The sequence below is a fragment of the Micromonospora sp. WMMC264 genome (assembly GCF_027497275.1).
GTDB lineage: Bacteria > Actinomycetota > Actinomycetes > Mycobacteriales > Micromonosporaceae > Micromonospora > Micromonospora chalcea.
The window spans coordinates 5,346,954-5,373,197 of the sequence record NZ_CP114907.1 but is presented as its reverse complement, the minus strand read 5'-3'; the positions used below and the strand labels follow the sequence as shown (position 1 = coordinate 5,373,197).

Below are 26,244 nucleotides of genomic sequence, written 5' to 3'. Positions count from 1 at the left end.
CCATGAGTGGGTGCCGTCCATAGCCAGGCTCGTCGAAGCGATGCGCAAGAGCCAGCAGAACGTCGCGTACAACGATCTCTATCGGGTCTGCGAACACCACTTTGGCAAACCACGGCAGGCCGGCACCTCGCACGCCGTGTTCAAGATGCCGTGGGCGGGAGACCCGCGCGTCAACATCCAGGACGACAAGGGCAAGGCCAAGGCGTATCAGGTACGGCAGGTGCTCAAGGCGATCGACAAGAAGGAGGCCATGTGATGTCCGAGTCCCGTCCGGAGATCTCGCACTACACGTACCGCGTCACCTGGTCCGTCGAAGACCAGGAGTTCGTCGCCACCTGCGCCGAGTTCCCGTCTCTCTCGTGGCTCGCCACCACCCAGATCGAGGCGCTCCAGGGGCTTCAGGAGATGCTGCGCGAGGTGATCGCGGACATGGCGGAACAGGGCGAGCAGATCCCGGAGCCGCTGTCCGAGCGCAGGTACTCGGGCAAGTTCAACCTGCGGGTCGGCGAGAGCCTGCACCGAGAGTTGGCCATCCACGCCGCCGAGGAAGGCATGAGCCTGAACCAGTACTTGCTGAGGAAGCTGAGCGCCGCCTGACCCGTCCGGAGCGGTCCCTGCCGGGGACTGTTGCCGATGCCCATTGACGTGGTCTTATGGCGGGACGACGACGTCATCGATCCGCAGCTTTGACAACCCCGCGTCGGTACTCCTTTCATGCCTTCCGAAAGGTGCAACGATGCACAGGAAACCGACGATTCACCTGGCAGTGCTCGTCGCTGCCGCCGCCACCTTCCTGACCACCGGCGGAGCCCCCGTCGCGGCCACGGCCGCCTCTCCCGCCGCCGCCGAGTGCGAGCCGGGTGCCGACAACCACAGCGCCGCCCGGGTACGTGAGGGCGCCACCGCAAAGGAGCCCGCGCTCTACTCGACCAACGAGGCCAAGGCGTACGGCGTCATCAAGGACTCGCCGCGCCTCGCCAACGGCAGCGTCACCGTGCCGACGGTCTTCCACATGATCTCCGACCACGAGCTGAGCGCGGCCGAGAAGGCCCGTTGGAACACGCTCATCTCGGCGCAGATGACGGTGCTCAACGACTCGTTCGCGGGTCGTACCGCGGCCGACGCCTCGGACACGCCGTTCCGCTTCTCGCTGGTCGACACCACGTGGACTGTCAACAGCACCTGGTACACGGTGGTGCCGGGCAAGAACGAGCGGGACATGAAGAAGGCGCTCTACACCGGCGACTCCCGCACCCTGAACGTCTACGCGGCGAACATCGGTGACGGGCTGCTCGGCTGGGCGTACTTCCCGAAGGGCTACAACAACGGCCGCGACTACATCGACGGCGTGGTGATGCTGGACGAGTCGATGCCGGGCGGCACGGCCGGCAAGTACGCGCTCGGCGACACGCTGACGCACGAGGTCGGGCACTGGCTGATGCTGGAGCACACGTTCGCGCACGGCTGCTCCGCGTCCGGCGACTTCGTGGCGGACACGCCGCGTGAGGCGGCGCCGCAGTTCAACTGCCCGATCGGGGCGGACACCTGCACCGCGCCGGGGCTGGACCCGATCCACAACTTCATGGACTACACGCAGGACTCCTGCATGAACATGTTCACCCCGGGCCAGGCCGACCGGATGAGCGACGCCTGGGTCGCGTTCCGCGCCAGCGGCAAGGGCTGACCGCGAGACCGGGCGGGCCGCACCACGGCGGCCCGCCCGGCCGCGCGCCGGTCAGTCGACAGTCGGCAGCGTCGGCCCGAGCACGTCGTCGGCGTCCACGATGGTGTACGCGTACCCCTGCTCGGCCAGGAAGCGCTGCCGGTGCGCGGCGTACTCGGTGTCGATGGTGTCCCGGGATACCACCGTGTAGAAGTGCGCCTGCCGCCCGTCGGCCTTCGGGCGCAGCACCCGCCCGAGCCGCTGCGCCTCCTCCTGCCGGGAGCCGAACGTGCCGGACACCTGGATCGCGACAGCCGCCTCGGGCAGGTCGATGGAGAAGTTGCCGACCTTCGAGAGCACCAGCGTCCGCAACGAGCCGGAGCGGAACGCGTCGAACAGCCGCTCGCGTTCCTTGTTCGTGGTGGAGCCCTGCACGATCGGCGCGTCGAGGTATTCGCCCAACTGGTGCAGCTGGTCGAGGAACCCACCGATGACGAGGACCTGCTCGTCCGGGTGCCGGTCCACCAGCGCCCGCACCACGGGCAGCTTCGTGCGGGCGGTGGCCGCCATCCGGTAGCGCTCCTCGGCCTCCGCCGTCGCGTACGCCATGCGCTCGGCGTCGGTGAGCGTCACCCGTACCTCGGTGCACTCCGCCGGGGCGATCCAGCCCTGCTGCTCGATGTCCTTCCACGGCGCGTCGTACCGCTTCGGGCCGATCAGGCTGAACACGTCGCCCTCGCGGCCGTCCTCGCGTACCAGAGTCGCGGTGAGGCCGAGCCGGCGACGGGCCTGGAGGTCCGCCGTGAAGCGGAAGATCGGCGCGGGCAGCAGGTGCACCTCGTCGTAGACGACCAGGCCCCAGTCGCGGGCGCCGAACAGGTCCAGGTGGGTGAACGCGCCGCCGCGCCGCGAGGTGAGCACCTGGTACGTGGCGATGGTGACCGGGCGGATCTCCTTGCGCTCGCCCGAGTACTCGCCGATCTCCTCCTCGGTCAGCGACGTGCGGGCGATCAGCTCCCGCTTCCACTGCCGTCCCGCCACGGTGTTGGTGACCAGGATCAGCGTGGTCGCCTTCGCCTCGGCCATGGCCGCCGCGCCGACCAGCGTCTTGCCGGCGCCACAGGGCAGCACCACCACGCCGGAGCCGCCGGCCCAGAACGCCTCGACGGCTTCCCGCTGGTACGACCGCAGCGTCCACGGCTTGCCGCCGTCCTTGCCGGCCTCGGCCAGCTCGATCGGGTGCGCCTCGCCGTCCACGTACCCGGCCAGGTCCTCGGCCGGCCAGCCCAGCTTGAGCAGCGCCTGCTTGAGCCGGCCCCGCTCGGACGGGTGCACCGCGATGGTGTCGTCGTCGAGCTTCGCGCCGAGCATGCCGGCGAGCTTCTTGCTCTTGGCGACCTCGATCAGCACCACCCGGTCCAGCGCGCGCAGCACCAGGCCGTGCACCGGGTCGTTGGCGAGCTGGAGCCGGCCGTACCGGTCCATCGTCTCGGCCACGTCGACCAGCAGCGCGTGCGGCACCGGGTAGCGGGAGTACTTGATCAGCGAGTCGACCACGCCCTCGGCGTCGTGGCCGGCGGCCCGCGCGTTCCACAGGCCCAGCGGCGTCAGCCGGTACGTGTGCACGTGCTCGGGGGAGCGTTCCAGCTCGGCGAAGGGCGCGATGGCCATCCGGCACGCCTGCGCGTCGGGGTGGTCGATCTCCAGTAGCAGCGTCTTGTCCGACTGCACGATCAGTGGTCCACCGCTCACGCCAGCGTCCTCTCGCATCGCCCGGAACCCCGCTGCCCGGAACCCCGCCGCACCCCGGCTGACCTGCCGGAGGCCGACCAACCAGTGTTGCACGCCGGAGGGCTGCGCAAAAAAGTCCGGCTGGACAGGCAACGTCATACTCGTCCCACACGTCTAGCAAGCGGGACGACTGTCCAGGGAGGGCCCATGCAGCGTGTCCGGTTTCTCGCCCGGGTCACCGCCCTGGCGGTGGTCGTGCTGGTCGGTGTCGGCGCCTGCGCGCTCGATCCGCAGGCGGACGGCGCCGGGGGGAGCACCCCCGGCCCGGTCGGGCTGACGGAGGGAGCATCGGGGGCGAGCGCGTCGCCCACGCCGGAGCAGCCGGTCACGTCCCCGTCGGCGCAGCCGAGCCGGACGGCCTCGCCGAAACCCTCCCGATCGCCGGAGGCGACGAAGACGACGAAACCCAAGCCGAAGCCGAGCGCGTCCGCCGGGTGCCCGCAGGGCGAGCACCAGCGGGCCGTGGAGACGTACCTGACCCGGCTGGGCGGCTTCGGGACGCTGACCGTGGACGGCGAGCAGTCCGCCGCCGACTGCGCCGCGATCAAGAAGTTCCAGGTCCGGTACGGCATCAGCCCGTCCTCGGGTCGCGCCGGCCCCACCACGTACGACGTGGCGAAGCGGCTGGCCGCCACCGACACCGCGCGGTGCAAGGCCGGTTCCCGGCTGACGTTCTGCGTCGACCTGACCCGGCAGACGGTCTGGGCGATGCGCGGCGGCACTGTGGTGATGGGCCCGACCGTGACCCGCACCGGCATGTCCGGCTACGCCACCCCGGCCGGCACGTACTCGGTGGGGCGGAAGAACCCGCGCGAGTGGTCCAACCCGTACGAGGTGTGGCTGCCGTACTGGCAGCAGTTCAACGGCGGGATCGGCTTCCACGAGACCACGACGTACCTGCACAACGGCGCGATCGGCTCGCACGGCTGCGTGAACCTGCTGCACCGCGACGCGGTACGCCTGTGGGAGCTGGGTTCGGTCGGCACCCGCGTGGTGGTGATCGGCCGCCGCCCCGGCACCTGAACCGGCCCGGAACCCGCCCTCACCCGTGACCGGACGGCCCGGATCAGGGTTTTAACCCCTGTCCGCCCGGTCCGGCAGGTGCCACTCTGGAAGCCGGGTCCAAGCCGGGACGGGGAGGGACTGCCATGACCGTTGACCAGGACGTGCTTCCCGACGAGGAGCGGACGCAGCAGCAGGAGGTGCCGACGGCGGTCCTGTTCGGCTACGCGGCCGCCGCCGTCGGGGTGTTCGGCTGGTTCCTGTTCGGGCTGCTGGTGCAGCAGCAGGGCTTCGTGGACTCGGTCGGCGAGTCGGCCGGCGCGGCGTTCGCGTTGCTGCTGGCCGTGTCGGTGGTGGGCACGTTGCGCCGCAACGGGGAGTGACGCCTCACTCCTCCAGCACGGCCGCGGTGATCCGGTGCAGCGCGAACGTGTGCAGCATCTCCGTCCGGTCGTCCTCGGCGCGCAGGTAGCCGGCGCCGATAGACACCGGCCGGACCAGCCGGGACGCGGTCGCCCCGTGCGCGTCGACGTAGCCGACCCAGACAAGCGCCTTGTCCCGTACCGCCTGCTGGAGCACCGCCAGCGCGTCACCGTGACCGGGCACCGGGGCGGGACCGCCCGCCGCCGCGCCGCCCCGGACCACCGCCGGGGCCCGCCGCGCCGCCCGGGCCGCCGCGTCGCCCCGGCGGATCTGCTCCACCACGCCGAGCAGACGGGGCATCGGCAGCTTCGGCGTGGCGAGCGGGTCCACCGCGCGGCCGATCCCGGTACGGGCCGGCGCCCGCCGGGTCTTCGGCCGGGCCAGCACCGTCGCTCCGCTGGCGTCCTCGGGCACCGGGGCGTACCCGGCGTCGCGCAACGCGGTGAGCATCCGGTTGACCTGGTACGGCGTGACCAGCACGGTGGGTGCGAGCCGGCGGAACGCCAGCGGCTCCAGGCGCCGGTCGGCCTGCACCTCGGTGAGCAGCGCCTCGTCGTCGCTGCGCACGTATGCGCCGGACGACCCGACGCGCAGCCCGCCGTGCTTGCGGGCCACGTCGTCGACCAGATAGGTCAGGCCCTGCGGCACCGGGGTACGGGACCGGCGGCGGAACAGCGCGTGCAGGTCCTCCGCGGTGTAGCCGGCGTCCAGCGCCCGCCGGATGCTGCCCGTGGTGACCCGGTGCACGCTCGCACCGCCCGCCGACTCGTGCTCGGCCACCACGTCCAGTTCGGCGGCGAGCGCCGGGTCGGGCGGGCCGGGCACCACCACTGTCAGGTCGGCCTGCACCAGCACGTGGTCGACCGGGGCGGGCAGCAGCCCGTCCAGCGCGCGGACGGTGGTCGACGGGTCGCCCGACTCGGCGTCGGAGCGCAGCCCGAGCGGGTCGTCGCCGCGTTCGTCGGCGTCGGTCAGCTCGGCGAGCAGCAGCCGCCCGTACGTGGTGAGCGCGCCGAGCCCGGTCACGCCCAGCGAGGCCGCCTCGGCCAGCACCTCCCGGTGCGCCGTCTCCCGCCCCCGGGCCCGCCGGGGCGCGCGCCAGTCCAGCAGTTCCAGCACCTCGTCGGGGGTGGGCGCGGTGCCGGCCGGCAGGTCGGCGAGCACGGCGAGCACCGCACGTCGGGCGGCCGGCGCGCCGGCTCGTTCCGCCTCGGCGGAGAGCACCGAGATGGGCCGGTCCCGGTCGTCGCGCTGCCCGATCAGGCCGGCCTGGCGGGGCATCGACATCCAGGCGCGGGCGAGCTGCTCCCAGCGCTGGGCCAGCGACGCCGCGCGCCACACCTCGTACCCGCCGGTGGGCAGGATCTGCTGGTCGCCGCCGTAGCGGGTGGTGGCCGCGCCGGTCAGTTCCATCTCACCGGTCAGCCCGGCCGCGTACGCGACCTCGAACAGCAGCGCGGTGGTCGTCTCGTCCAGCCCGAGTCCACGGGCGAGTCGGCGCAGGTCGCGGACGCCGACGCCGCCGGAGCGCAGCACCGGGGCCGGCTCCACGATCAGCGCCTCCAGCAGCGCCTCGGTGTGCCGGACCACCTCCATGGTCTGCCCGGCCCCGGCCGAGTCGACGGACTTGACCTCGCGGGGCGGGCCGGACACCACGGGTGGGCTGGTGCGCAGCGGGCCGAGCGGGCCGGAGTCGCGGCGCAGCACCAGCCCCACCTCGCGGGGCAGCTCGACGGTGCCGTTGCGGCCGCCGGACATCCGCACCAGCAGCCGGTGCTCGACCAGCCAGCGGATCGGGGAGCCGGTCGGCGCGCCGCCGTTCACCAGGTCCGGCGGGAGCACGTCCTCGGCGCCAGTCGCGGGGGCCTCCAACGCGCCCGGCGCGACGGTGCCGACCGGCGGTCCGGCGGCGAGCCGGTCCAGGACGGCGCGGGCCGAGGGCGGGGCGGACAGCAGCGTCCGCCGCAGCTTCGCCGGGTCCGCGCAGAGGGCCGCCACGCGCGGGTCCAGCTCCGCCGCCGGCCGGCCCAGCCCCGCCGGGTACGGGGACACCTCGTCGATGCCCCCGGCCACGCACAGGTCGTGCTCGGGGCCGTACAGCAGGAACCGGGCCCGGAGCCGGTCGACGGCGGCGCGGACCGCGGTGGGCGCGGGGGGCCGTGGCCCGGCGGTGGCCATGGCCAGGATCTGGTCGGTGGAGGTGGCGCCCTCGGGGCCGCGGGTGAGGCGGGCGGCGTCGAGGATCTGGAGGGTGAACTGGTCCAGCCCGTCGAGCGCCCGGGCCACGGAGACCCGGGACTGGGCGCGCAGGGCGAGGGCGGACACGTCGGCCGGCACCGGTACGACGAGGTCCGGCCGCAGCTGGAGCAGCGCGGCGAGGGACTCGTCGGGGAGGGCCCGCAGGTGGTCGGCGAGTGAGGTGGTCATCGTCGTACCACGCTAGCCCGCTGGGTAGGTTCTCGGCATGCCTCCGCTGATGGTCGGCTTCGACCTCGACATGACACTGGTCGACTCCCGCCCCGGGATCGCCGCTGCGTTCCGGGCGCTCACCGCGCGGACCGGCGTGCACGTGGACGGGGATCTGGCGGTGTCGCGGCTGGGCCCGCCGCTGCGCACCGAGCTGGCGCACTGGTTCCCGCCGGAGCGCATCGAGGAGGCGGTGACGCTCTACCGGGAGCTGTATCCGGCGTACGCGATCACTCCGACGGTGCCGATGCCGGGCGCGGATGCCGCGCTGCGCGCGGTGCAGGCGCGCGGCGGCCGGACGATGGTGGTGACCGCGAAGATCGGCCGGCTGGCGAAGCTGCACCTGGACCACCTCGGGCTACCGGTGGACGAGCTGGCCGGGGACGTGTTCGCCGAGCAGAAGGCGGTCGCGTTGCGCGAGCACGGCGCGACGCTCTACGTGGGTGACCACGTGGCCGACATGGCCGCCGCGCGAGCTGCGGGAATCCCAGGCGTGGCAGTGGCGACCGGTCCCTGCTCGGTCGACGAACTGACCGAGGCCGGGGCGTACCTGGTGCTTGATGATCTCGTCGAATTCCCGAGGGCGCTGGACCGGATCATCGGGCTAGCCTTGGAGGGGTAGACGGTTCGAGTGGAGCGGGGTTCAACAGGTGCCGACGGGTCGAGTGAAGTGGTACGACGCCGCCAAGGGGTACGGGTTCGTCACCAGTGACGAGGGTGGCGACGTGTTCCTGCCGAAGGGCGCGCTACCGGCGGGTGTCGCCGACCTGAAGGGTGGCCAGCGGGTCGATTTCAGCGTCGTGGACAGCCGGCGGGGCGCCCAGGCGATGGGGGTCAAGCTGCTGGAGGCGCCGCCTTCGGTGGCGGAGCTGCGCCGCCGGCCGGCCGAGGAACTGCACGGCCTGGTGGAAGACATGATCAAGGTGCTGGAGGCGAAGGTCCAGCCGGACCTGCGCCGGGGTCGCTTCCCGGATCGAAAGACCTCCCAGAAGATCGCTCAGCTGGTCCACGCGGTGGCGCGCGAGCTGGAGGTCTGAGGGACGAGCCCGGCGTCGGCGGCCCGGCCCAGCAGCGCCTCCACGGCGGCGAAGCCGGCCTCACCCAGGTCGGCGGTGAACTCGTTGACGTAGAGGCCGATGTGCCGGTCCACCACGTCGGGCTCCATCTCCTGCGCGTGCGTGAGGACGTACTCGCGGCTCGCAGCCGGGTCGGCCCACGCCTGGCGTACCGACTCGCGGATCCAGGCGGCGGCCTCGGCCGGGTCGACAGCGCCCCGGCGGGCCAGGATCGCGCCCAGCGGGATCGGCAGCCCGGTGTCGCCCTCCCACCACTCGCCCAGGTCGACGAGCGCGGTCAGCCCGTGCCGCGGGTAGGTGAAGCGCGCCTCGTGGATCACCAGGCCGGCGTCGTACCGGCCGGCGGCCACGCCCGGCATGATCTCGTGGAATGGCACCACCTCGATGCGCGCCGGCGCCTGGTCGGCCGCCGCCCAGAGCCGGAACAGCAGGTACGCGGTGGTCCGCTCGCCGGGCACCGCCACCGTCGCGCCGGACAGGTCGGTCCGGTCGCCGCGGGTCAGCACCAGCGGGCCGCAGCCCCGGCCGAGCGCGCCGCCGCAGGGCAGCAGGTGGTAGTCGTCCAGCAGCCAGGGCAGCGCCGCGTAGCTGACCTTCACCAGGTCGAACGCGCCCCGCTCGGCGGCCGTGTTGGTCACGTCGACGTCCGCGTAGGTCACCTCGACCGGCGGCGCGCCGGGCACCCGGCCGTGCACCAGGGCGTCGAAGACGAACGTGTCGTTGGGGCAGGGGGAGATCGCCAGGGAGAGCGCCACGTCCCCACCGTAACCCCGGGGGCCGGGCCGCCCGTCACAGCGTCCGGTGTGACGTCCAGCCGTCCCGGTGCAGCCGTTCGATGCCGTCGAGCAGCAGGTCCAGCGCGAACTCGAATTCGAACTGGTCGTCGCAGCCCGGCCCGACGACCGAGTCGCCGTCGTGCGACGCCGCGGTGGCGATCGCCGCGAGGTTGGGGAACCGGGCGGCCATCTCCGGCGGCAGGTCGGCCGGTGGCTCGGGCACTGTCGCGCCGGACCGGCCGGCCTGCCGGGTGGCGTCGAACAGTTCCTGGCTGAAGCCCAGCACCCGGCTGCCCATCGCGTGCATCACGTGGTGGGCGAGGTCGGTGGAGAACCCACCGGCGCGCAGCGCCCCGACCGTCGAGTCCAGGTACGCCAGCACGGCCGGCGTCGCAGTGCTGCGGGACTCGATCGCCAGCGGCGCCCAGGGGTGGCGCAGCAGCACCTGTCGCGCCGAGAGGATGCGCCGCCGGATCGCCTGCTTCCAGTCGCCGGGCTCCGGCGGATCGATCTCCGCGACCACGACGTCGATCATGCCGTCGACCAGTTCGTCCTTGTTCGCCACGTGCTTGTAGAGCGCCATCGGCACGACGCCCAGGTCTTGGGCGAGGTTGCGCATGCTGAGCGACTCGATGCCGGTCCCGTCGGCGAGCGCGACGGCGGCACGCAGGATCCGGTCCCTGCTCAGCGGTGCCCGGCGCACCTTCTCCGCCTGCTTCGGCATGTGGTTCCTCGCCTTCCCGGGGGCGGTTGTCACAGTATCCGCCTTGACTGGTGTACGGCGTACACCTAGCCTGGTCCCATCGAGGTGTACGCCGTACACCTGGGAGGGAGCGGGACCATGAGAGCGATCGTCCAGGACCGGTACGGCCCACCCGAGACACTCACGCTGGCCGACGTCGACACGCCCGTACCCGCCGTTGACGAGGTGCTGGTCCGGGTCGAGGCGGCCGCGCTCAACGCGTACGACTGGCACGTCACGCGCGGCGATCCCCGGCTGTCGCGGCTGGCGCTCGGCCTCACGCGGCCCCGGGCGCGCATCCGTGGCCGCGACGTGGCCGGGCGGGTCGAGGCCGTCGGCGCCGGGGTACGGCAGATACGTCCCGGCGACGCCGTCTTCGCCGACCTCGGCGAGGCCGACGGCGCGTTCGCCGAGTACGTGTGCGTACCCGAACGCCTGGTCGCGCCCCGGCCGGCGAACCTGTCCCCGGAGCAGGCCGCCGCCCTGCCTCTCGCGGGCGTCACCGCGCTCCAGGGGCTGCGCGACGCCGGGCAGGTCCGGCCCGGCCACCGGGTCCTGATCAACGGGGCGTCCGGCGGCGTCGGCACGCTCGCCGTCCAGCTGGCCAAGGCGCTCGGCGCGACGGTGACGGGCGTGTGCCGCACCCGCAACGTCGACCTGGTCCGTTCGCTCGGCGCCGACCACGTGGTCGACTACACCCGCGACGACTTCACCCGCGCCGGGCGCCGGTACGACGTGGTGTTCGACCTGGTCGGCAACCGTTCGCTGCGCGCGCTGCGGCGCGCGTTGACGCCGACCGGGACGCTCGTGCTCTCCGGCGGCGGGGTCTACCGCGGCGGCAGCCTCATCGGACCGGTCGGGCTGCTCGCCCGCGGACGGCTGACGGCGCCCTTCGTCCGGCAGCGCATCGTCGCGCTCGCCACCTCACCCGGCCGGGCGCACCTGGACGCGCTCCGCGAGCACGCCGAGGCCGGCCGGCTCACCGTGGCCATCGACCGTACCTATTCGCTCCACGAGGTGCCCGACGCCATCCGCTACCTCGAAACCGAGCACGCGCGGGCGAAGGTCGTCGTCACCATCTGAGGCCGTCGTCCCCAGCCCGGCGAGTTGTCCACAGGGTTGTCCACAGGTGGACAAGATCAGTGGAGGGCGGCTGCGGCGCTGGTCAGCGCGGCGAACGCCTCGCGCATGCGCCACGCGCTCCGGTCGCGCGGACCGATCGGGTTGGAGACCGTACGCAGCTCGGCGAAGGGCACACCGGCCTGGGCGGCGGCGACCGCCACGCCGTACCCCTCCATGGCCTCGGCCACCGCGTCCGGGTGCCGTTGCGCGAGCGCCGCCGTGCTCGCGGCGGTGCCGGTCACCGTGCTCACGGTGAGTACCGTGCCGACAGTCGCCCCCGGCAGGGCGGCCCGCAGCCCGGCCAGCAGGCCCGGGTCGGCGGGCACGATCCGGCCGCCGCCCAGCAGCTCGGGGGGCATCCCCAGGTCCTCGACCGGGATGAACCCGCCGGGCGACTCGGCGCCCAGGTCGGCGGCGACACTGCGGTCGGCGAGCACCGTGCCGCCCACCGCGACCCGGCCGACGAAGCCACCGGCGATGCCGGCGCTGACCACCGCCCGGTACGGCCGCCCGGCCGCCTCGGCCAGCGCCAGCAGCCGTGCCGTGGCGGCAGCGGCGACAGCCGGCCCGACACCGACCGGCAGCACCGTCACGTCCGGCGGTGCCGTCGCATCCGGCGCGGCGGATGCGGTCAGGCCGGCGCGGATCGCCTCGGCCTCGGCGGGTACCGCCGTGACCACGAGCAGCCCGGTCACGCCACCGGCCCCCGGGGGTCGCGCCGCTCGGTGTCCTCGACGCCGCCGGAACCGCCCACCGATGAGGAGGGCCGGTAGATGTGGAAGCCGGGCGGCGCGAGCCCGTCGTCCTCCGGCGGGCCGGCACGCTGGGGCGCCGGTGACGTGGGCGCCGGGTCGTCGAACGAGGTGGTGGCCGGTTCCGCGGCCCGGGTGGCCTGCTCCGCCGCCAGTTCCTCGTCGCCGAGCGGCCGGCCGACCAGGTGCTCACCCCGCAGCTTGCCGGCGACCAGCACGCCGCGTACGGCCACCAGCGCGGCCACCACGGCGGCGACGGTCACCCCGATCAGCCCGGTGAACGGCACCAGCCCGAGCCCGCCCCCGGCTACGAACGCGAGCATCAGCGCGGTCTCCGAGTGCGCGAACGAACTGGCCCGCAGCCGCTCCGGGATGCGTTCCTGGATCGAGGCGTCCACCGTCAGCTTGGCGATCCCGCTCATCATCGCCGCCACCAGGCAGAGCAGCGCCACCATGGGCAGGGAGAACTTCAGCGCGGCGAGCACCGCCACGCCGGCCACCACTATCGTGCCGCTGGACTGGAGCGCGGTCGGCCGGTGGATGCGCAGCCGGGTGCCGATCGCGGTGGCCAGGAACGTGCCGACGGCCAGCGCGCCGCCGACCAGGCCCAGCGCGCCCTGGGCGCCGAGGTCACGGCCGAAGAAGTCGGTGGTCAGGTCACCGGCCTTGATGGCGAAGGCCAGGAAGAGCAGCAGGAAGCCGTAGAGCCCGCGCAGCGCCGCCGCGCCGATGAGCGTGGCGATCACCAGGCGGCCGGCCGGGCGGCCCCGGCCCAGCGGGCGCTCGCCGTCACGGCGGCGCATCGCGCGCAGCGGGTGCGGCATCCGCTCCGGCGGCTCGGAGTCGGCCTTCGGCGGCAGCCGCAGGGAGATCACCATGCCGACCAGGAAGATCACCGACGCGACCCGCAGCGGCCACTGCGGCCCGAACCAGAACGCGGCCAGCCCGATCGGCGCGACGAGCGCGCCCGCCACCGTGCCGTAGACGCTCGCCCGCGCCCCGACCTGGGACAGTCCCAGGCCCTCGGGCAGCAGCCGGGGGACCGCTGCCGAGCGGGCCACGCCGTACGCCCGGGAGAGCGCGAGCACGCCGAACGCCGCCGGGTAGAGCCCGAAGCCGCCGATGTAGTCGGAGATCAGCCAGGCCAGGAAGGCGCGGCCGAGCATGGTGGTGGCCAGCGCGTACCGCCGGCCGTGGCGGAAGTGGTCGAGCAGTGGGCCGACCACCGGGGCGAGCATGGCGAACGGGACCATGGTCACCAGCAGGTAGAGGGCGACCTTGTTGCGTGCCTCGCCCAGCGGCACGTCGAAGAAGATCGTCCCGGCCAGGCCGATGGCGATGAGCGTGTCGCCGGCGCAGGAGAGGGCGTGCAGGTCGAACAGCCGGACCATGCCCACCTCGTTGCCGGCGCTGCGGGCCCGGGCGGTGCCGGCGCGGCGGGTCATCCAGCGCCCGCCGTGCAGAGACCCGCGCAACAGCAGCCGGGTGGCGCGGATGCCGGTGCCGACGGTCCGCCCCAGAAAGGAGCGGCCGGAGCGGGAGGACAGCGCCATGCGTCCCATCCTCGCCCATTCGATCCACGCGCGCCGCATCACCCGCGGAGAACGACTCCGGGGAGTGCCTGTCACCCGTGGACCGGCATGGGGAACAATGGTCCGGTGACCAGGCCCGCCTCCGCCCGCGCTCCCCGGCTCGACCAGGTCTGCGCCGCCGCCGTCGAGGTGGCCCGCGACGCCATCACCGAGGTGGAGCCGACAGACATCGGCGACCATCTCCAGGCCGTCGCCGAGGGCGACCGGGTCGTCACCCACTACTTCGAATGCCGGATGGCCGGTTACCGCGGCTGGCGCTGGGCCGTCACGGTGACCCGGGTGCCGCGCAGCCGGCACGTCACCATCTGCGAGACGGTGCTGCTGCCCGGCCCGGACGCGCTGCTCGCCCCGGGCTGGTTGCCCTGGCAGGAGCGGCTCAAGCCGGGCGACCTGGGCCCGGGCGACCTGCTGCCCACCCCGGCCGACGACGAGCGGCTCGCCCCCGGCTACCTGCTCTCCGACGACCCGGCGGTCGAGGAGACCGCCTGGGAGCTGGGGCTGGGCCGGGCCCGGGTGCTGTCCCGGGAGGGGCGCGCCGAGACCGCCCAGCGCTGGTACGACGGTGACCACGGCCCGGACGCCGCGATCTCGACGGCCGCGCCGGCCGCCGCCCGCTGCGGCACCTGCGGTTTCTACCTGCCGCTGGCCGGGGCGCTGCGACTGGCCTTCGGCGCGTGCGGCAACTTCTACGCGCCCGACGACGGCCGGGTGGTCAGCGCCGACCACGGGTGCGGCGCGCACTCGGAGACGCTTGTGGAGACGCCCGAGACGCCCGTCGAGGAGCTGCCCACCGTCTACGACGACAGCGCGGTCGAGGCCATGACGGTCAGCCGGGCCCCCGGGTCGGTCGAGGCGTCCGAGCCGGCGGAGCCGTACGGCCACCCCTGACCGGTCAGCGCGGCCGCTGCGCGGCGGCCGCGCGCCGGCGACGCCGGTTGGCGTCGTGCCGCATCATCACCGCCAGGCCGGGAAAGCCCCACAGAAAACCGGCCAGGCAGGTCCAGAGCCAGTTCTGACGCCCGGACTCGGTGAGCCAGTCCCGGAAGAAGATCAGTAGCACCAGACCGGCCACCGCCCAGGCGATCAGCCCGGCGACGGCGAACGGCACCATCGGCGGGTCGAGCGGCTCCGGCCGCGGCTGTTGCTCCTGTGACACCGGCCCAGCCTACGTGATCGTTCTTCCCTGCCCGCCAGGTGATCTGGGACGATGCGCGCGACAAAACCCGGCCGATGACCAGATGAGGAACCATGTCCATTGCTCCACCGCCCGATCACGGCACTCCGCCCGATCCCGCGCATCCACGTAACGGCTTCGACCGCTTCTTCCTGATCTCGGCACGCGGGTCCACGCTGAGCCGGGAGCTTCGGGGCGGTTTCGCCACGTTCTTCACGATGGCGTACATCGTGGTGTTGAACCCGCTGATCCTGGGCAGCGGGAAGGACGGCGACGGCCGTTCGCTGGCCATTCCGGCGCTCGCCGCGGCGACCGCGCTGGTCGCCGGCCTGATGACCATCCTGATGGGCGTGGTGGCCCGGTTCCCGATCGCGCTCGCGGCCGGCCTGGGTGTGAACGCGCTGGTCGCGTACGAGATCGCGCCCCAGATGACCTGGGCGGACGCGATGGGCCTGGTGGTCATCGAGGGTGTGCTGATCGGCATCCTGGTGCTCACCGGCCTGCGTACCGCGGTGTTCCGGTCGGTGCCGACGCAGCTCAAGACCGCGATCGGCGTCGGCATCGGTCTGTTCCTGACCATCATCGGCCTGGTCGACGCCGGCTTCGTCCGGCGCGTGCCGGACGCCGCGAACTCCACCGTGCCGGTCGGGCTGGGCATCAACGGCAAGATCGTCAGCTGGCCGATGCTGGTCTTCGTGGTCGGCCTGCTGATCACGCTGGTCCTGGTGGTACGCCGGGTCCGGGGCGCGATCCTGATCGGCATCCTCGCCTCCACCGTGCTGGCCATCGTGGTCGAGGCGATCGCCAACGTCGGCCCGTCCTTCGTCGACGGCAAGCCGAACCCGAAGGGCTGGGCGCTGAACGTGCCCGAGCTGCCGAAGCAGATCGTGGACGTGCCCGACCTGTCGTTGCTGGGCCAGTTCAACGTGCTGAACTCGTGGAGCCGGGTCGGCTGGCTGGTGCCGCTGATGTTCATCTTCACGCTGCTGATCACGGACTTCTTCGACACCATGGGCACGATGGTCGCGATCGGCCAGGAAGGGGACATGCTCGACGAGACGGGCACCCCGCCGAAGGCCAAGGAGATCCTGCTCGTCGACTCGATCGCCGCCGCGGCCGGTGGCGCCGCCTCGGTGTCCAGCAACACGTCGTACATCGAGAGCGCCGCAGGTGTCGCGGAGGGCGCCCGGACCGGCGTGGCCAACCTGGTCACCGGCAGCCTGTTCCTGCTGGCCATGTTCCTCGCGCCGCTGTCGTTGATCGTGCCGTTCGAGGCCGCGTCGACGGCCCTGGTGGTGGTCGGCTTCCTGATGATGACGGCGGTCCGCACGATCGACTGGACCGACTACGAGATCGCCATCCCGGCGTTCCTCACCATCGCGCTGATGCCGTTCACCTATTCGATCTCCAACGGCATCGGGGCCGGCGTGATCAGCTTCGTGCTGCTGAAGGTGGCGAAGGGTAAGGCCCGGGAGGTCCACCCGCTCCTGTACGGGGTCGCCGCGCTGTTCATCGTGTACTTCCTGCGCGGGCCGGTCGAGTCCGTGTTGCTCTGACGCTGGTGAGCCTGGTCATAACGCGTGTCGTTAGCCAGGCTCATTAGTTAAGCTAACTACCGTGACGGAGCGGACGGTGACGGCGAAACGCGTGCCACCGGCGCAGCTGGCCCCTCAGCTGCGAGATGCGATCACCCGGCTCAACCGGCGGGTCCGACAGGCCCGGCCGGTCGGCGACCTCACAGTCACCCAGCTGTCGGCGCTCACCAGCCTCAACCTGGCGGGCGCCCTCACACCACGGGAACTCGCTGATGTCGAACGGGTGCAGCCGCCCACGATGACGAAGATCGTCGCGAAGCTGGAGGAGCGGGGCCTCGTGCAACGCACCCCCCACCCGACCGACGGACGGCAGGTCATCCTGGCGGCTACCGAAGGGGGACGGGCCGTACTCGACCAGTTCGAGCGGGCCCGCAACGAGTGGCTGGCCACCCGGCTGGCCGAGCTCACCGAGGACGAACGCGAAACGCTACGGCGCGCCGCGGACATCCTCCAGGGCATCGCTCGCGCCTGACACCGCCGCCCGCGGTTCGCTTCGTCAGCTGTGGATGAAGCGTACCGACGCAAGGAGGCGCACCTAGAGTGCAGGCCAAATTGAGCACGATGTTCCAGTCCCTACGGGTCCGTAACTACCGACTCTTCGCCACCGGGCAGCTGATCAAACTGATCGGCGTCTGGATGATGTTCATCGCCCAGGACTGGCTCGTGCTCGAGCTCAGCGACAACTCGGCGACCGCGCTCGGCGTGGTCACCGCGTTGCAGTTCACGCCCGTACTCCTGCTCACGCTGCTCTCCGGACGGCTCGCCGACCGCTACGACAAGCGGATGCTGCTCTTCGTCGCCAACGCGTTCTGGACCGTGCTCGCGCTGGCCATGAGCGTCCTGGTCCTCACCGGCCTGGTGCAGCTCTGGCACGTCTTCACGTTCGCCGCCCTGCTCGGCGTCTCCAACGCGGTCGAGACACCGGTCCGCCAGGCGTTCGTCTCCGAGCTGGTCGGCATGCCGCTGCTGCCGAACGCGCTCTCGCTCAACGCGGCAGTGTTCAACTCCGCCCGGATCGTCGGCCCCGCCGTCGCCGGCCTGGCCATCGCCGCCGTCGACGTCGGCCCGGTCTTCCTGGTCACCGCGCTCAGCTCGATCGCCCCGCTGGTCAACGTGGTCCGGATGCGTACCGAGGAACTGCACCGCAAGGACCTGCCGCCGGTCGGCGAGCGGGACCAGGCCCGCGTGGTCGACGGCCTCCGGTACGTGGCACGCCGCCCCGACATCCTGCTGCCGATGGTCCTCATGTCGGTGATCGGGATGAGCCTGTTCAACTTCCAGCTCACCCTCGCCGCGCTCGCGAAGACCGTGTTCAACACCGGCGCCGCCTCGTTCGGCCTGTTCAGCACCGCGCTCGCGGCCGGTGCGCTGGTCGGGGCGCTGGCCGGCACCGGACGGCGCAGCCGGCCCTCGGTCTGGCTCGTGCTCGGCGCCGCGATCGGCTGCGCGGTCTTCGGCACGCTCGTCGGGCTCGCCCCGGCGTACTGGCTGGTCGTGGCGCTGCTGCTGCCCGCCGGGTTCTTCATGATCTACTTCGCCCAGGCCGCCAACCAGCGCGTCCAGCTCGGTGTCGACGCCTCCTTCCGGGGACGGGTGATGGCGCTGTGGGTGCTGGTGTTCCTGGGCACCAACCCGGTCGGCGCGCCGCTGATCGGCTGGGTCGCCGAGCACTACGGCGCGGGCGCGAGCATCTGGGCCGGCGGCCTGATCTCGCTGACCGCCGCGCTGCTGGCGCTCACCTGGCAGCTGCGCCGCTCCGGCGCCCGGCTGCGGATGCGGGTGCTCCCGATGCCCCGCTTCTACGTCGTGTCGCCCGGAGCCAAGTAGCCCCGATAGCCGGTCGTGCCGGCCCGATTACCCAAACGGGTGGCGGGCCGGTGCGGCAGGGCTTAGCGTCGATGTGTGGAAGTGGGGCAGGGACTGCTGCTGGCGCTGGCGATCCTCGCCGTCTGCTGCCTGCCCGCCCTGTTCGCGCTGCTGTTCTGCGCTGACGAGATCATCGACCGGGTCGCGTGCGGGTGGGCCGAGTGGCGGGAGCAGCGCCGGGAACGCCGTACCATCGCGCGGCTCGACCGGGCCATCGAGGCCGAGGCGCTGACCCGCGACATCGACCTCACCGAGTTCGACCGGGACGGCCGACGGCCGCTGGACCAGCTCGCCACCGACCTGCGCCGCCTCGGCGGCCACCGGCTCGCCGCCGCCGACCGCAGCGTGGTGTGGCACGGCGCGGTCATCGAGGCGTACGACGAACGGCTGCGCGCCGCCTGCCGGGCGCTCGGCATCGACGAGCACCTGGCCGAACTGGACGGCGTCGACCGGGAGATCGAACGGGTACGCGTCGAAGGGCTGCTGCACGCCGCCGGGCTGACGTTGCCGGCTGCCCGCGCCGCGCACCACCAGCGGCACCGCTGACCTGGTGCGTCTCTTCGCGGCGATCTACCCACCTGCCGTGGCGGTCGCCGACCTCACCGCCCGGGTCAAGGGCCTGCGGGTCGCGGCCGCCCGCCACGCCCGGCTGGCCGATCCGGCGGACCTGCACCTCACGCTGGCCTTCCTCGGCGAGGTGCCGGACGTCCGGCTCCCCGACGTGAAGCACGCGCTCGCCTCGGCCGCCCGGACAGCTCGTACCCCACTGCTGCGCCTCGCGGGCGGCGGCAGCTTCGGTCAGGGCCGGTCCACAGTGCTCTGGGTCGACGTACGCGGCGACGTCGAGGCGCTCGACGCGCTCGCCCGCTCGATTCGCGGCGGGCTGCGCGAGGCCGGGCTGCCCTGCGACGACAAGCCGTTCCGGGCGCACCTGACCATCGCCCGCCCCGGTGACCGGGTGCCCGAGGCCGACCTCCACGCCGACCGGGACACCCTCAACGGGTACGCCGGCCCACAGTGGTCGGCCGGTGAGGTGATGCTGACCCGCAGCCACCCGGGCAGTACGCCCCGCCACACGCGCATCGCCGCGTGGGCGCTCGCGCCGGCGCGTTGATGCGGGCGGCGTGCTAATTCGGCGGCGTGTTAAGAAGGGGCCCCTTCTCTACCTGAGGCGTTAAGAAGGGGCCCTTCCTTTCACCAGGCCCAGGCCTCGGGGCCGGGGCCGCCGTTGCCTACGGGCGGGAACAGCTCGTCCAGGCGGGTCAGCGTGGGCTCGTCCAGGTGGACGTCGAGCGCGCCGAGGTTGCGGTCGAGCTGGTCCATGGTGCGCGGGCCGACGATCGGGGCGGTCACGCCCGGACGGGACAGCAGCCACGCCAGCGCCACATCCGCCGGGTCGTGGCCCAGGTCGGCGCAGAGCTTCTCGTACGCCTCGATCGTGCTGCGGTGCTCGGCCAGCGCGTCGGCCGAGCGGCCCGTGGTGCCGCGCGCCGCGCTGCCCTCGGCCATCTTGCGGATGATGCCGGAGAGCAGCCCGCCGTGCAGCGGCGACCACGGGATGATGCCCAGCCCGTAGTGCTGCGCGGCCGGCACGACCTCCAGCTCGACGTACCGGGTCAGCAGGTTGTAGATGCACTGCTCGGAGACGAGGCCGAGGAAGTTGCGCTTGCCGGCTGCGGCCTGCGCCTGCGCGATGTGCCAGCCGGCGAAGTTGGACGAGCCGACGTAGAGCACCTTGCCCTGCGCGACGAGCGTCTCCATCGCCTGCCAGATCTCCTCCCACGGCGTGGTCCGGGAGATGTGGTGCATCTGGTAGAGGTCGATCGTGTCGGTCTGGAGGCGGCGCAGCGAGTCCTCGCAGGCCCGGATGATGTGCCGGGCGCTCAGGCCCTGCTCGTTGGGCCACTCGCCCATCTTGCCGTACACCTTGGTGGCGAGGACGACCTTGTCGCGGCGCCCGCCGCCCTGCGCGAACCAGCGGCCGACGATGTGCTCGGTGACGCCCTCACCGAGCTTCCAGCCGTAGACGTTCGCGGTGTCGAAGAAGTTGATCCCGTGTTCGAGCGCCCGGTCCATGATGGCGAAGCTGTCCGGCTCGTCGGTCTGCGGACCGAAGTTCATCGTGCCGAGGCAGAGTCGGCTCACGGACAGGCCGGTGCGTCCCAGGTTCGTGTACTCCATGGCTCCACCCTGGCACGCCGGGACTTGGAGTGCCCTCTCAACGAGCCAGGGTGGAGCTTGCGGATCAGGAGGATTCGCGGGCCGCCGGGCCGGTGCCGAAGAGCACGTCGTCCCAGCTCGGCAGCCGCTTGCGCGGCTTGCCGCCGGCCTCGGTGGACTCGCCGCCCGCGCCGCCGGTCGCCGCCGCGGCACCGGTGCGCCGCGGCCGCAGCACTGCCAGCGAGGGTACGGCCGGGATCTCCTTCGGCGCGTCCGAGTCGTCGTCGAAGGCCGAGCCCTGCCCGCCCCCGAGCAGCGCGGCGGCGCCACCGGCGACGGCCCGCTGGCGGGGCGCCTCCTGCGCGGCCGGGGAGCGGGTGTCGAGACCGCGCCCGGACGTGCCGCCGAGCGGCCGGTCCAGCGAGGCGAGCAGCGCGTCCCGGCCGGCGCGGATCGGGTCACGCCCCGGACGGGCGTGCTCGGAGGCGGCCGGCAGGCCGTGCCCGCCCCGGCTCGGCTCGCCACGCGACGGACCGGGCAGCGCGTGACCGCCCCGCTCCGGCGCCGGCTCCTGGCCGAGGATCGGCGTGGGTCGCTCGGCGCAGAGGTATTGCGCCATGTCGTCGTGCGGGGCGACGTTCTGCCGGGTCTTGTCCAGGTCCCACACCGCCTGCGCGGTGGCCTTGCCGGACGGCCAGGTCGCGATGATCCGCCAGGTGCCGTCGTCGCGGCGGTAGGCGTCCCACGAGATCTTCTCGGTGTCGATGCCGTGCTGGGCCAGCCGGCCGTTGACGACCTCGGCCAGCGGGGTCGGCTTCTCCGCGCCCTTCAGCCGGGTGCGGCGCGCGTGCTGGGCGAGCATGGCCCGCTCCTGGAGCACCGGGCCGGCGTAGCGCAGCACCCGGTCGACCGGCACGCCGGCGATGCGGGCGACGTCCTCGGCGGACTCACCGGAGCGGATGCGGGCCTGGATGTCCCGTGGGGACAGCGACGGCGTCGGGTCGGTGGCGCTCGGCACCACAGCGAGCGGCGGGGCGCCCGGCTCGGCGTGCAGCGCCGACGCGATCCGCTCGTCGATGGGCAGCGCCAGCAGGCGCCCCACCTCGTCGGCGAGCACCAGGGCCTGGCCGTCCTCGGAGAGGGCGACGAAGCGTACTGGGCGCATGGGCTTGCCTCCGTCCCGCTTCGCTGGCCGTCACGCCACGGGAGCCGGCCACCCGGGCGTCTCGCACCACCGTACGCTCATCTACCCGCCGATGGGGACTGCGACACCCCGGCATGTCGTGACTGAGCTGCGGTAATGATCACGGTGGGTGGCCGCCGGAGCCCTGACGGCCACGCACCGTGACGGCGTGATCAGAGTCGCTCGACCACGTAGTCGATGGACGCGGTGAGCGCCTCGACGTCGGCCGGCTCGACGGCCGGGAACAGCGCCACCCGCAGCTGGTTGCGGCCCAGCTTGCGGTACGGCTCGGTGTCGACGATGCCGTTGGCGCGCAGCACCTTGGCGATCGCCGTGGCGTCCACCCCGTCGGCGAAGTCGACGGTGGCGACCACGTTGGACCGCAGCGCAGGGTCCGCCACGAACGGGGTGGCGAACGACGAGCGCTCGGCCCAGCCGTACACGATGCCGGCGCTCTCGGCGGTGCGCTTGGCCGCCCAGGCCAGCCCGCCCTGGGAGTTCATCCAGTCGGTCTGCTCGGCGGCCAGGAAGATGGTCGCCAGCGCCGGGGTGTTGTACGTCTGCTCCAGCCGCGAGTTGTCGATCGCGGTGACCAGGTCGAGGAAGGCCGGGATGTAGCGGCCCGACTCCTTGATCTCGGTGGCCCGGGCCAGCGCGGCCGGCGACATCAGGGCCAGCCAGAGGCCGCCGTCGGAGCCGAAGCACTTCTGCGGGGCGAAGTAGTAGACGTCGGTCTGGGCGACGTCCACGTCCAGCCCGCCCGCACCGGAGGTGGCGTCGACCAGCAGCAGCGAGCCCTCGTCGGCGCCCGCGACCCGGCTGATCGGCACCGCGACGCCGGTGGAGGTCTCGTTGTGCGGGGTGGCGTAGACGTCCACGCCCGCCTCGGCGACCAGCGTCGGGGCGCTGCCCGCGTCGGACTTGCGCACCGTCGGCTCGCCCAGGAACGGCGCATCCTTCACCGACTTGGCGAACTTGGCGCCGAACTCGCCGAAGCTGGCGAACTGGGCCCGGTCACGGATCAGGCCGAACGTGGCGACCTCCCAGAACGCGGTGGTGCCGCCGTTGCCGAGCACCACCTCGTACCCCTCGGGCAGGGAGTAGAACTCGGCCAGGCCGCGGCGCAGCCGGGCGACCTGGTCGCGGACCGTCTTCTGCCGGTGCGACGTGCCCAGGTAGCTGGTGGCGACGTCGGCGAGGGCGGAGACCGCGGCCGGACGGACCTTGGACGGCCCGCAGCCGAATCGTCCGTCGGCGGGCCTGATCTCGTCGGGAATCCGGATGGTCGGTGCGTCAGCCACGGTCTTGAAGATCCTTCCGCATGGGCGAGAGGTGAGCTGGCAGGCGCGGACGATGTGCTGCCGCGTGGCGGCGGGCGGCGTCCGAGCCCGTTCCGGCGACACTGCCACGGCAATCCTCGCACCTGCTCCGGGCCGTCCGGCGGCCAGTCCCACGCCGGTCGGTGAGGCGTCCGCCACACGGGCCGCGAGCCGGTCCCGGAAATGCCGGAGCCCCGCTCCACCGGCGGGTGGAAGCGGGGCCCCGGGCGAGACGTCAGACGCCGTGCGGGATGGCGTCCCAGCCCTCGACCTCCTGCGGCTTGCGCGAGCCGTGGCCGACGTACGTCGCCGACGGGCGCACCAGCCGCTGGAGCTTCTTCTGCTCCAGGATGTGCGCCGACCAGCCGCCCATCCGCGCGCAGGTGAACATCGAGGTGAACATGTGCGCCGGCACCTCGGCGAAGTCCAGCACCACCGCCGACCAGAACTCGACGTTGGTGGCGAGGACGCGGTCCGGGCGGCGGGCCTGCAGCTCGGCCAGCGCGGCCTTCTCCAGCGCCTCGGCGACCTCGAAGCGCGGCGCGCCCAGCTCCTTGGCGGTGCGCCGCAGCACGCGGGCGCGGGGGTCCTCGGCCCGGTAGACCCGGTGGCCGAAGCCCATCAGCCGCTCGCCCCGGTCGAGCACGCCCTTGACGTACCCGTCGGCGTCGCCGCTGCGCTCGACCGCCTCCAGCATGCTGAGCACCCGGGACGGGGCGCCGCCGTGCAGCGGGCCGGAGAGCGCGCCGATGCCGGAGGAGATGCAGGCCGCGGCGTCCGCGCCGGTGGAGGCGACGATCCGGGCGGTGAAGGTGGAGGCGTTCAGGCCGTGCTCGGCGGCCGAGATGAAGTACGCGTCGACGGCCTTGACGTGCCGCGGGTCGGGCTCACCCCGCCAGCGCTTCATGAACCGCTCGACGATGGTCTCCGCCTTGTCGATCTCCTTCTGCGGCACGGCCGGCAGGCCCAGGCCGCGCGCCGACTGGGCGACGAAGGACAGCGCGGTGACCGACACCCGGGCCAGGTCCTCGCGGGCCTGCTCGTCGGAGATGTCGAGAAGCTGGCTGAGCCCCCAGTACGGCGCCAGCATGGCGACCGCGGACTGCACGTCGACGCGGATGTCACCGGAGTGCACCGGCACCGGGAACGGCTCGGCCGGCGGCAGGCCGGGGCCGAACCGGCCGTCCACCAGCAGCGCCCAGACGTTGCCGAACGAGACCTGGCCGATCAGGTCCTCGATGTCCACGCCCCGGTAGCGCAGTGAACCCCCCGCGCGGTCGGGTTCGGCGATCTCGGTCTCGAAGGCTACGACGCCCTCCAGGCCCGGTTTGAAATCGGACATGTCGTCTCCTGGCTTCGGCTCGGCGCGCCCGGGCGGGCTGATCGAGCCCCGCAGCTCAGGCGACCCTTCAGGGATGTGGTTCGGAACATCTTGCCCGGTGGGTAACCGGCTGCGCGACCCACAGCCACTGTGCGCCACACGACATCCCCGCCGCTGGCCGTCGGTGAGAGAGGGAGAAGACTGGGTACCGGGGCCTGGCCAGCGTCGGGGGACGCCGGCACGCCCGGGAGAGGGACGAGCACAGTGACAGGCGACACACCCGCACCGGCCGGTATGCGTAACGAGTACGCCGCCGACCTGGGCCTGACCGAGGCGGACCTGGCGCCGGACTGGCACACCCAGTTCGCCCGCTGGTTCGCCGACGCGGTGGCACATCCGCTGCCCGAGCCGAACGCGATGGTGCTCGGCACCGCCGACGCCCGGGGCCGGCCCAGCGGGCGCACCGTGCTGCTCAAGGGGTACGACCCGGAGGGCTTCGTCTTCTACACCAACCACGGGTCGCGCAAGGGCACCGAGGTGACCGGGAACCCGTGGGCCAGCCTGGTGTTCCCCTGGTTCCCGATGCAGCGGCAGGTGACGGTGACCGGCCGGGTCGAGCCGGTGGACCGGGCCGAGACCGAGGCGTACTTCGCCGGCCGGCCGCGCGGCTCGCAGCTCGGGGCGTGGGCCAGCGCCCAGTCGACGGTGGTGCCGGACCGCGCCGCGCTCGACGAGGCGTACCGGGCGGCGGCGGAACGGTTCGCCGACGTGGACCCGATCCCCGCGCCGCCGCACTGGGGCGGGTTCCGGGTCCGGCCCGAGACGGTCGAGTTCTGGCAGGGCCGGGCCAGCCGGCTGCACGACCGGCTGCGCTTCCGGCGTACCGGGAACGGGGTCTTCGTCGTCGAGCGGCTCGCGCCGTGACCGACGTCACGCAGGCCCGGCGGCGGGGTGCGCGCCGCTGGGCGATCGACCTGCGCCCGCTGCGCGTGCCCGCGTACCGGCGGGTCTGGACCGGCAACGCGATCGCGATGTTCGGCTTCCAGTTCACCGCCGTGGCGGTGCCGGTGGAGATGTTCGACCTGACCGGCGGCTCGCTCTGGGTCGGCCTGCTGGGCATCGCCGGTTTCGTGCCGCTGCTGCTGTTCGGGTTGTGGGGCGGCGCGATCGCCGACGCCCGGGACCGCCGCCGGGTGCTGCTCGTCGGCGGTTGCGTGCTCTGGGCGTCGACGCTGGGGCTGCTGGTGCAGTCGCTGGCCGGCGTGCGCAGCCCGCTGCTGCTCCTGCTGCTCGTCGGCCTCCAGTCGACGGCTTTCGCGATCACCTCACCGGCCCGCAGCGCGATCCTGCCCCGGCTCGTGCCGGCCGAGCTGGTCCCGGCCGCGACCACGCTGAACTTCACCACGTTCACCGCCGCCGCCGTCTTCGGCCCGCTCGCCGCCGGCCTGATCTTCGCCGGGTGGGAGGTGGGGACGGCGCTGCCCATCGCGTACGCGGCGGACGCGCTGCTGTACACGGCGGCGCTCTGGGCCACGCTGCGGCTGCCCGCGATGCCGCCCGCGCCGGACCCGGACGGCGGCGTCCGCAAGGCCGGGCTGGCCAGCATCGTCGACGGTTTCCGCTACCTGGCCACCACGCGGGTGCTGCTGCTGTCCTTCGCCATCGACCTGATCGCGATGATCCTGGCCATGCCGCGGGCGCTCTTCCCCGAGCTGGCGCAGGAACGCTTCGGCGGCGCCTCGGCGGTGGGCTGGCTCTACAGCTCGATCGCCATCGGCGCGATGCTGGGCGGCCTGACCTCCGGGTGGATCGGCCGGGTCCGCCGACAGGGCCTCGCGCTCACCGTGGCGGTGGTCGGCTGGGGCGTCGCGATCGCGCTCGCCGGGCTGGCCGGGCAGTTGTGGGTGGCGGTGGTGCTGCTCGGCGTCGCCGGGGCGGCGGACCTGGTCAGCGCCACGCTGCGCCAGTCGATGCTGCTGGTCTACGCGCCGGACCGGATGCGGGGCCGCCTCCAGGGCGTGAACACCGTCGTGGTGGCCGGTGGCCCGCGTCTGGGCGATCTGCGGGCCGGCGCGACGGCCGCCGGGTTCGGCACCGGCGTCGCCATGGTCGGTGGTGGCCTGGCCGCCGCCGTACTCGCGGTGTTGCTGGTGGTGGCGTTCCCGGCGCTGCTGCGCTATCGCTCGACCACCCCCGCCGAGGAGCGCCACTGACGGTAGGG

27 protein-coding genes are annotated in these 26,244 nt (G+C 73.0%); 16 read left to right on the top strand and 11 right to left on the bottom strand.

Features of this window, described 5'->3' with window-relative positions:
- Positions 1–10: 10 nt before the first annotated feature.
- The 3 genes from O7542_RS23615 to O7542_RS23605 all read left to right on the top strand — a co-directional run bounded on the left by O7542_RS23615 (position 11) and on the right by O7542_RS23605 (position 1,684).
- Positions 11–256, top strand: coding sequence for a toxin HicA (locus tag O7542_RS23615; protein WP_227457452.1), 246 nt, complete (start codon positions 11–13; stop codon positions 254–256).
- Positions 256–597 carry a toxin-antitoxin system HicB family antitoxin gene (locus tag O7542_RS23610; RefSeq protein WP_104115490.1) on the top strand — a complete coding sequence of 114 codons (342 nt, stop codon included), beginning with the start codon at positions 256–258 and terminating at the stop codon, positions 595–597. Before O7542_RS23615 ends, O7542_RS23610 begins: the two co-directional genes overlap by 1 nt.
- A gap of 139 nt (positions 598–736) precedes the next feature.
- Entirely contained in the window at positions 737–1,684 is a 948-nt protein-coding gene (locus O7542_RS23605; RefSeq protein ID WP_281605220.1) for a zinc metalloprotease, read from the top strand.
- 51 nt (positions 1,685–1,735) lie between these two features.
- On the opposite strand, the gene O7542_RS23600 is transcribed toward O7542_RS23605, so the two are convergent.
- Positions 1,736–3,415, bottom strand: coding sequence for a DNA repair helicase XPB (locus O7542_RS23600; RefSeq protein WP_043327178.1), 1,680 nt, complete (start codon positions 3,413–3,415; stop codon positions 1,736–1,738).
- Between the two features lie 186 nt (positions 3,416–3,601).
- On the opposite strand from O7542_RS23600, the gene O7542_RS23595 reads away from it, so the two are divergent.
- Together O7542_RS23595 and O7542_RS23590 are read left to right on the top strand one after the other, a co-directional pair.
- Positions 3,602–4,477: a L,D-transpeptidase family protein gene (locus O7542_RS23595; protein WP_281605219.1), complete on the top strand. Its 876-nt coding sequence runs from the start codon at positions 3,602–3,604 to the stop codon at positions 4,475–4,477.
- 125 nt (positions 4,478–4,602) lie between these two features.
- Positions 4,603–4,839 carry a hypothetical protein gene (locus O7542_RS23590; protein ID WP_030503577.1) on the top strand — a complete coding sequence of 79 codons (237 nt, stop codon included), beginning with the start codon at positions 4,603–4,605 and terminating at the stop codon, positions 4,837–4,839.
- A 4-nt stretch (positions 4,840–4,843) separates the two neighbouring features.
- Here the strand turns inward: O7542_RS23590 and O7542_RS23585 are convergent, their stop codons facing one another.
- Positions 4,844–7,306, bottom strand: coding sequence for a helicase-associated domain-containing protein (locus O7542_RS23585; RefSeq protein ID WP_069088089.1), 2,463 nt, complete (start codon positions 7,304–7,306; stop codon positions 4,844–4,846).
- A 37-nt stretch (positions 7,307–7,343) separates the two neighbouring features.
- Here O7542_RS23585 and O7542_RS23580 point away from each other — a divergent pair, with 37 nt between their 5' ends.
- Positions 7,344–7,967 carry an HAD hydrolase-like protein gene (locus O7542_RS23580; RefSeq protein ID WP_113972161.1) on the top strand — a complete coding sequence of 208 codons (624 nt, stop codon included), beginning with the start codon at positions 7,344–7,346 and terminating at the stop codon, positions 7,965–7,967.
- Positions 7,968–7,995: 28 nt separating this feature from the next.
- Positions 7,996–8,382 (top strand): cold shock domain-containing protein, encoded by a 387-nt coding sequence (locus tag O7542_RS23575; protein ID WP_030503574.1) that lies wholly within the window; start codon positions 7,996–7,998, stop codon positions 8,380–8,382.
- Here O7542_RS23575 and O7542_RS23570 read toward each other — a convergent pair.
- Positions 8,343–9,176, bottom strand: coding sequence for a 1,4-dihydroxy-6-naphthoate synthase (locus O7542_RS23570; RefSeq protein WP_281605218.1), 834 nt, complete (start codon positions 9,174–9,176; stop codon positions 8,343–8,345). The genes O7542_RS23575 and O7542_RS23570 overlap by 40 nt on opposite strands.
- Before the next feature lie 34 nt (positions 9,177–9,210).
- A complete protein-coding gene (locus tag O7542_RS23565) occupies positions 9,211–9,921 on the bottom strand; it encodes a TetR/AcrR family transcriptional regulator C-terminal domain-containing protein (RefSeq protein WP_187693186.1) in 711 nt (236 codons plus the stop codon).
- 117 nt (positions 9,922–10,038) lie between these two features.
- On the opposite strand from O7542_RS23565, the gene O7542_RS23560 reads away from it, so the two are divergent.
- Complete coding sequence (locus O7542_RS23560) at positions 10,039–11,022, top strand: NAD(P)-dependent alcohol dehydrogenase (protein WP_281605217.1); 984 nt, start codon at positions 10,039–10,041, stop codon at positions 11,020–11,022.
- Between the two features lie 56 nt (positions 11,023–11,078).
- Here O7542_RS23560 and O7542_RS23555 read toward each other — a convergent pair whose 3' ends face one another.
- Together O7542_RS23555 and O7542_RS23550 are read right to left on the bottom strand one after the other, a co-directional pair.
- A complete protein-coding gene (locus O7542_RS23555) occupies positions 11,079–11,756 on the bottom strand; it encodes a futalosine hydrolase (protein ID WP_281605216.1) in 678 nt (225 codons plus the stop codon).
- Positions 11,753–13,366 carry an MFS transporter gene (locus tag O7542_RS23550; RefSeq protein WP_043327166.1) on the bottom strand — a complete coding sequence of 538 codons (1,614 nt, stop codon included), beginning with the start codon at positions 13,364–13,366 and terminating at the stop codon, positions 11,753–11,755. Before O7542_RS23550 ends, O7542_RS23555 begins: the two co-directional genes overlap by 4 nt.
- A gap of 87 nt (positions 13,367–13,453) precedes the next feature.
- On the opposite strand from O7542_RS23550, the gene O7542_RS23545 reads away from it, so the two are divergent.
- Entirely contained in the window at positions 13,454–14,293 is an 840-nt protein-coding gene (locus O7542_RS23545) for a DUF3027 domain-containing protein (RefSeq protein WP_043327164.1), read from the top strand.
- 4 nt (positions 14,294–14,297) lie between these two features.
- Here the strand turns inward: O7542_RS23545 and O7542_RS23540 are convergent, their stop codons facing one another.
- Positions 14,298–14,561 (bottom strand): DUF2530 domain-containing protein, encoded by a 264-nt coding sequence (locus O7542_RS23540; protein ID WP_030503567.1) that lies wholly within the window; start codon positions 14,559–14,561, stop codon positions 14,298–14,300.
- Between the two features lie 92 nt (positions 14,562–14,653).
- On the opposite strand from O7542_RS23540, the gene O7542_RS23535 reads away from it, so the two are divergent.
- The 5 genes from O7542_RS23535 to thpR all read left to right on the top strand — a co-directional run bounded on the left by O7542_RS23535 (position 14,654) and on the right by thpR (position 19,154).
- Positions 14,654–16,135: an NCS2 family permease gene (locus O7542_RS23535; protein ID WP_043327162.1), complete on the top strand. Its 1,482-nt coding sequence runs from the start codon at positions 14,654–14,656 to the stop codon at positions 16,133–16,135.
- Between the two features lie 61 nt (positions 16,136–16,196).
- Positions 16,197–16,646, top strand: a complete 450-nt coding sequence (locus O7542_RS23530) for a MarR family transcriptional regulator (protein WP_030503565.1) — start codon at positions 16,197–16,199, stop codon at positions 16,644–16,646.
- A gap of 68 nt (positions 16,647–16,714) precedes the next feature.
- The gene (locus O7542_RS23525; RefSeq protein WP_064448807.1) at positions 16,715–18,001 is read left to right on the top strand and encodes an MFS transporter; all 1,287 of its coding nucleotides are present in this window, start codon (positions 16,715–16,717) and stop codon (positions 17,999–18,001) included.
- A gap of 75 nt (positions 18,002–18,076) precedes the next feature.
- A complete protein-coding gene (locus O7542_RS23520) occupies positions 18,077–18,586 on the top strand; it encodes a hypothetical protein (RefSeq protein ID WP_069089571.1) in 510 nt (169 codons plus the stop codon).
- Positions 18,587–18,590: 4 nt separating this feature from the next.
- Positions 18,591–19,154 carry an RNA 2',3'-cyclic phosphodiesterase gene (gene thpR, locus O7542_RS23515; RefSeq protein WP_281605215.1) on the top strand — a complete coding sequence of 188 codons (564 nt, stop codon included), beginning with the start codon at positions 18,591–18,593 and terminating at the stop codon, positions 19,152–19,154.
- Positions 19,155–19,234: 80 nt separating this feature from the next.
- Here the strand turns inward: thpR and O7542_RS23510 are convergent, their stop codons facing one another.
- From O7542_RS23510 to O7542_RS23495, 4 genes are all read right to left on the bottom strand, one after another.
- Positions 19,235–20,221, bottom strand: coding sequence for an aldo/keto reductase (locus O7542_RS23510; RefSeq protein ID WP_043327155.1), 987 nt, complete (start codon positions 20,219–20,221; stop codon positions 19,235–19,237).
- A 64-nt stretch (positions 20,222–20,285) separates the two neighbouring features.
- Positions 20,286–21,365 carry a septation protein SepH gene (gene sepH / locus O7542_RS23505; RefSeq protein ID WP_043327153.1) on the bottom strand — a complete coding sequence of 360 codons (1,080 nt, stop codon included), beginning with the start codon at positions 21,363–21,365 and terminating at the stop codon, positions 20,286–20,288.
- A gap of 191 nt (positions 21,366–21,556) precedes the next feature.
- Positions 21,557–22,684 carry a phosphoserine transaminase gene (gene serC, locus O7542_RS23500; RefSeq protein ID WP_043327151.1) on the bottom strand — a complete coding sequence of 376 codons (1,128 nt, stop codon included), beginning with the start codon at positions 22,682–22,684 and terminating at the stop codon, positions 21,557–21,559.
- Between the two features lie 253 nt (positions 22,685–22,937).
- Positions 22,938–24,044, bottom strand: coding sequence for a citrate synthase 2 (locus tag O7542_RS23495; RefSeq protein WP_043327149.1), 1,107 nt, complete (start codon positions 24,042–24,044; stop codon positions 22,938–22,940).
- A gap of 273 nt (positions 24,045–24,317) precedes the next feature.
- On the opposite strand from O7542_RS23495, the gene pdxH reads away from it, so the two are divergent.
- Positions 24,318–24,947, top strand: a complete 630-nt coding sequence (pdxH, locus tag O7542_RS23490; RefSeq protein ID WP_281606499.1) for a pyridoxamine 5'-phosphate oxidase — start codon at positions 24,318–24,320, stop codon at positions 24,945–24,947.
- A complete protein-coding gene (locus O7542_RS23485; RefSeq protein WP_069089567.1) occupies positions 24,944–26,236 on the top strand; it encodes an MFS transporter in 1,293 nt (430 codons plus the stop codon). Before pdxH ends, O7542_RS23485 begins: the two co-directional genes overlap by 4 nt.
- Positions 26,237–26,244: the final 8 nt, after the last annotated feature.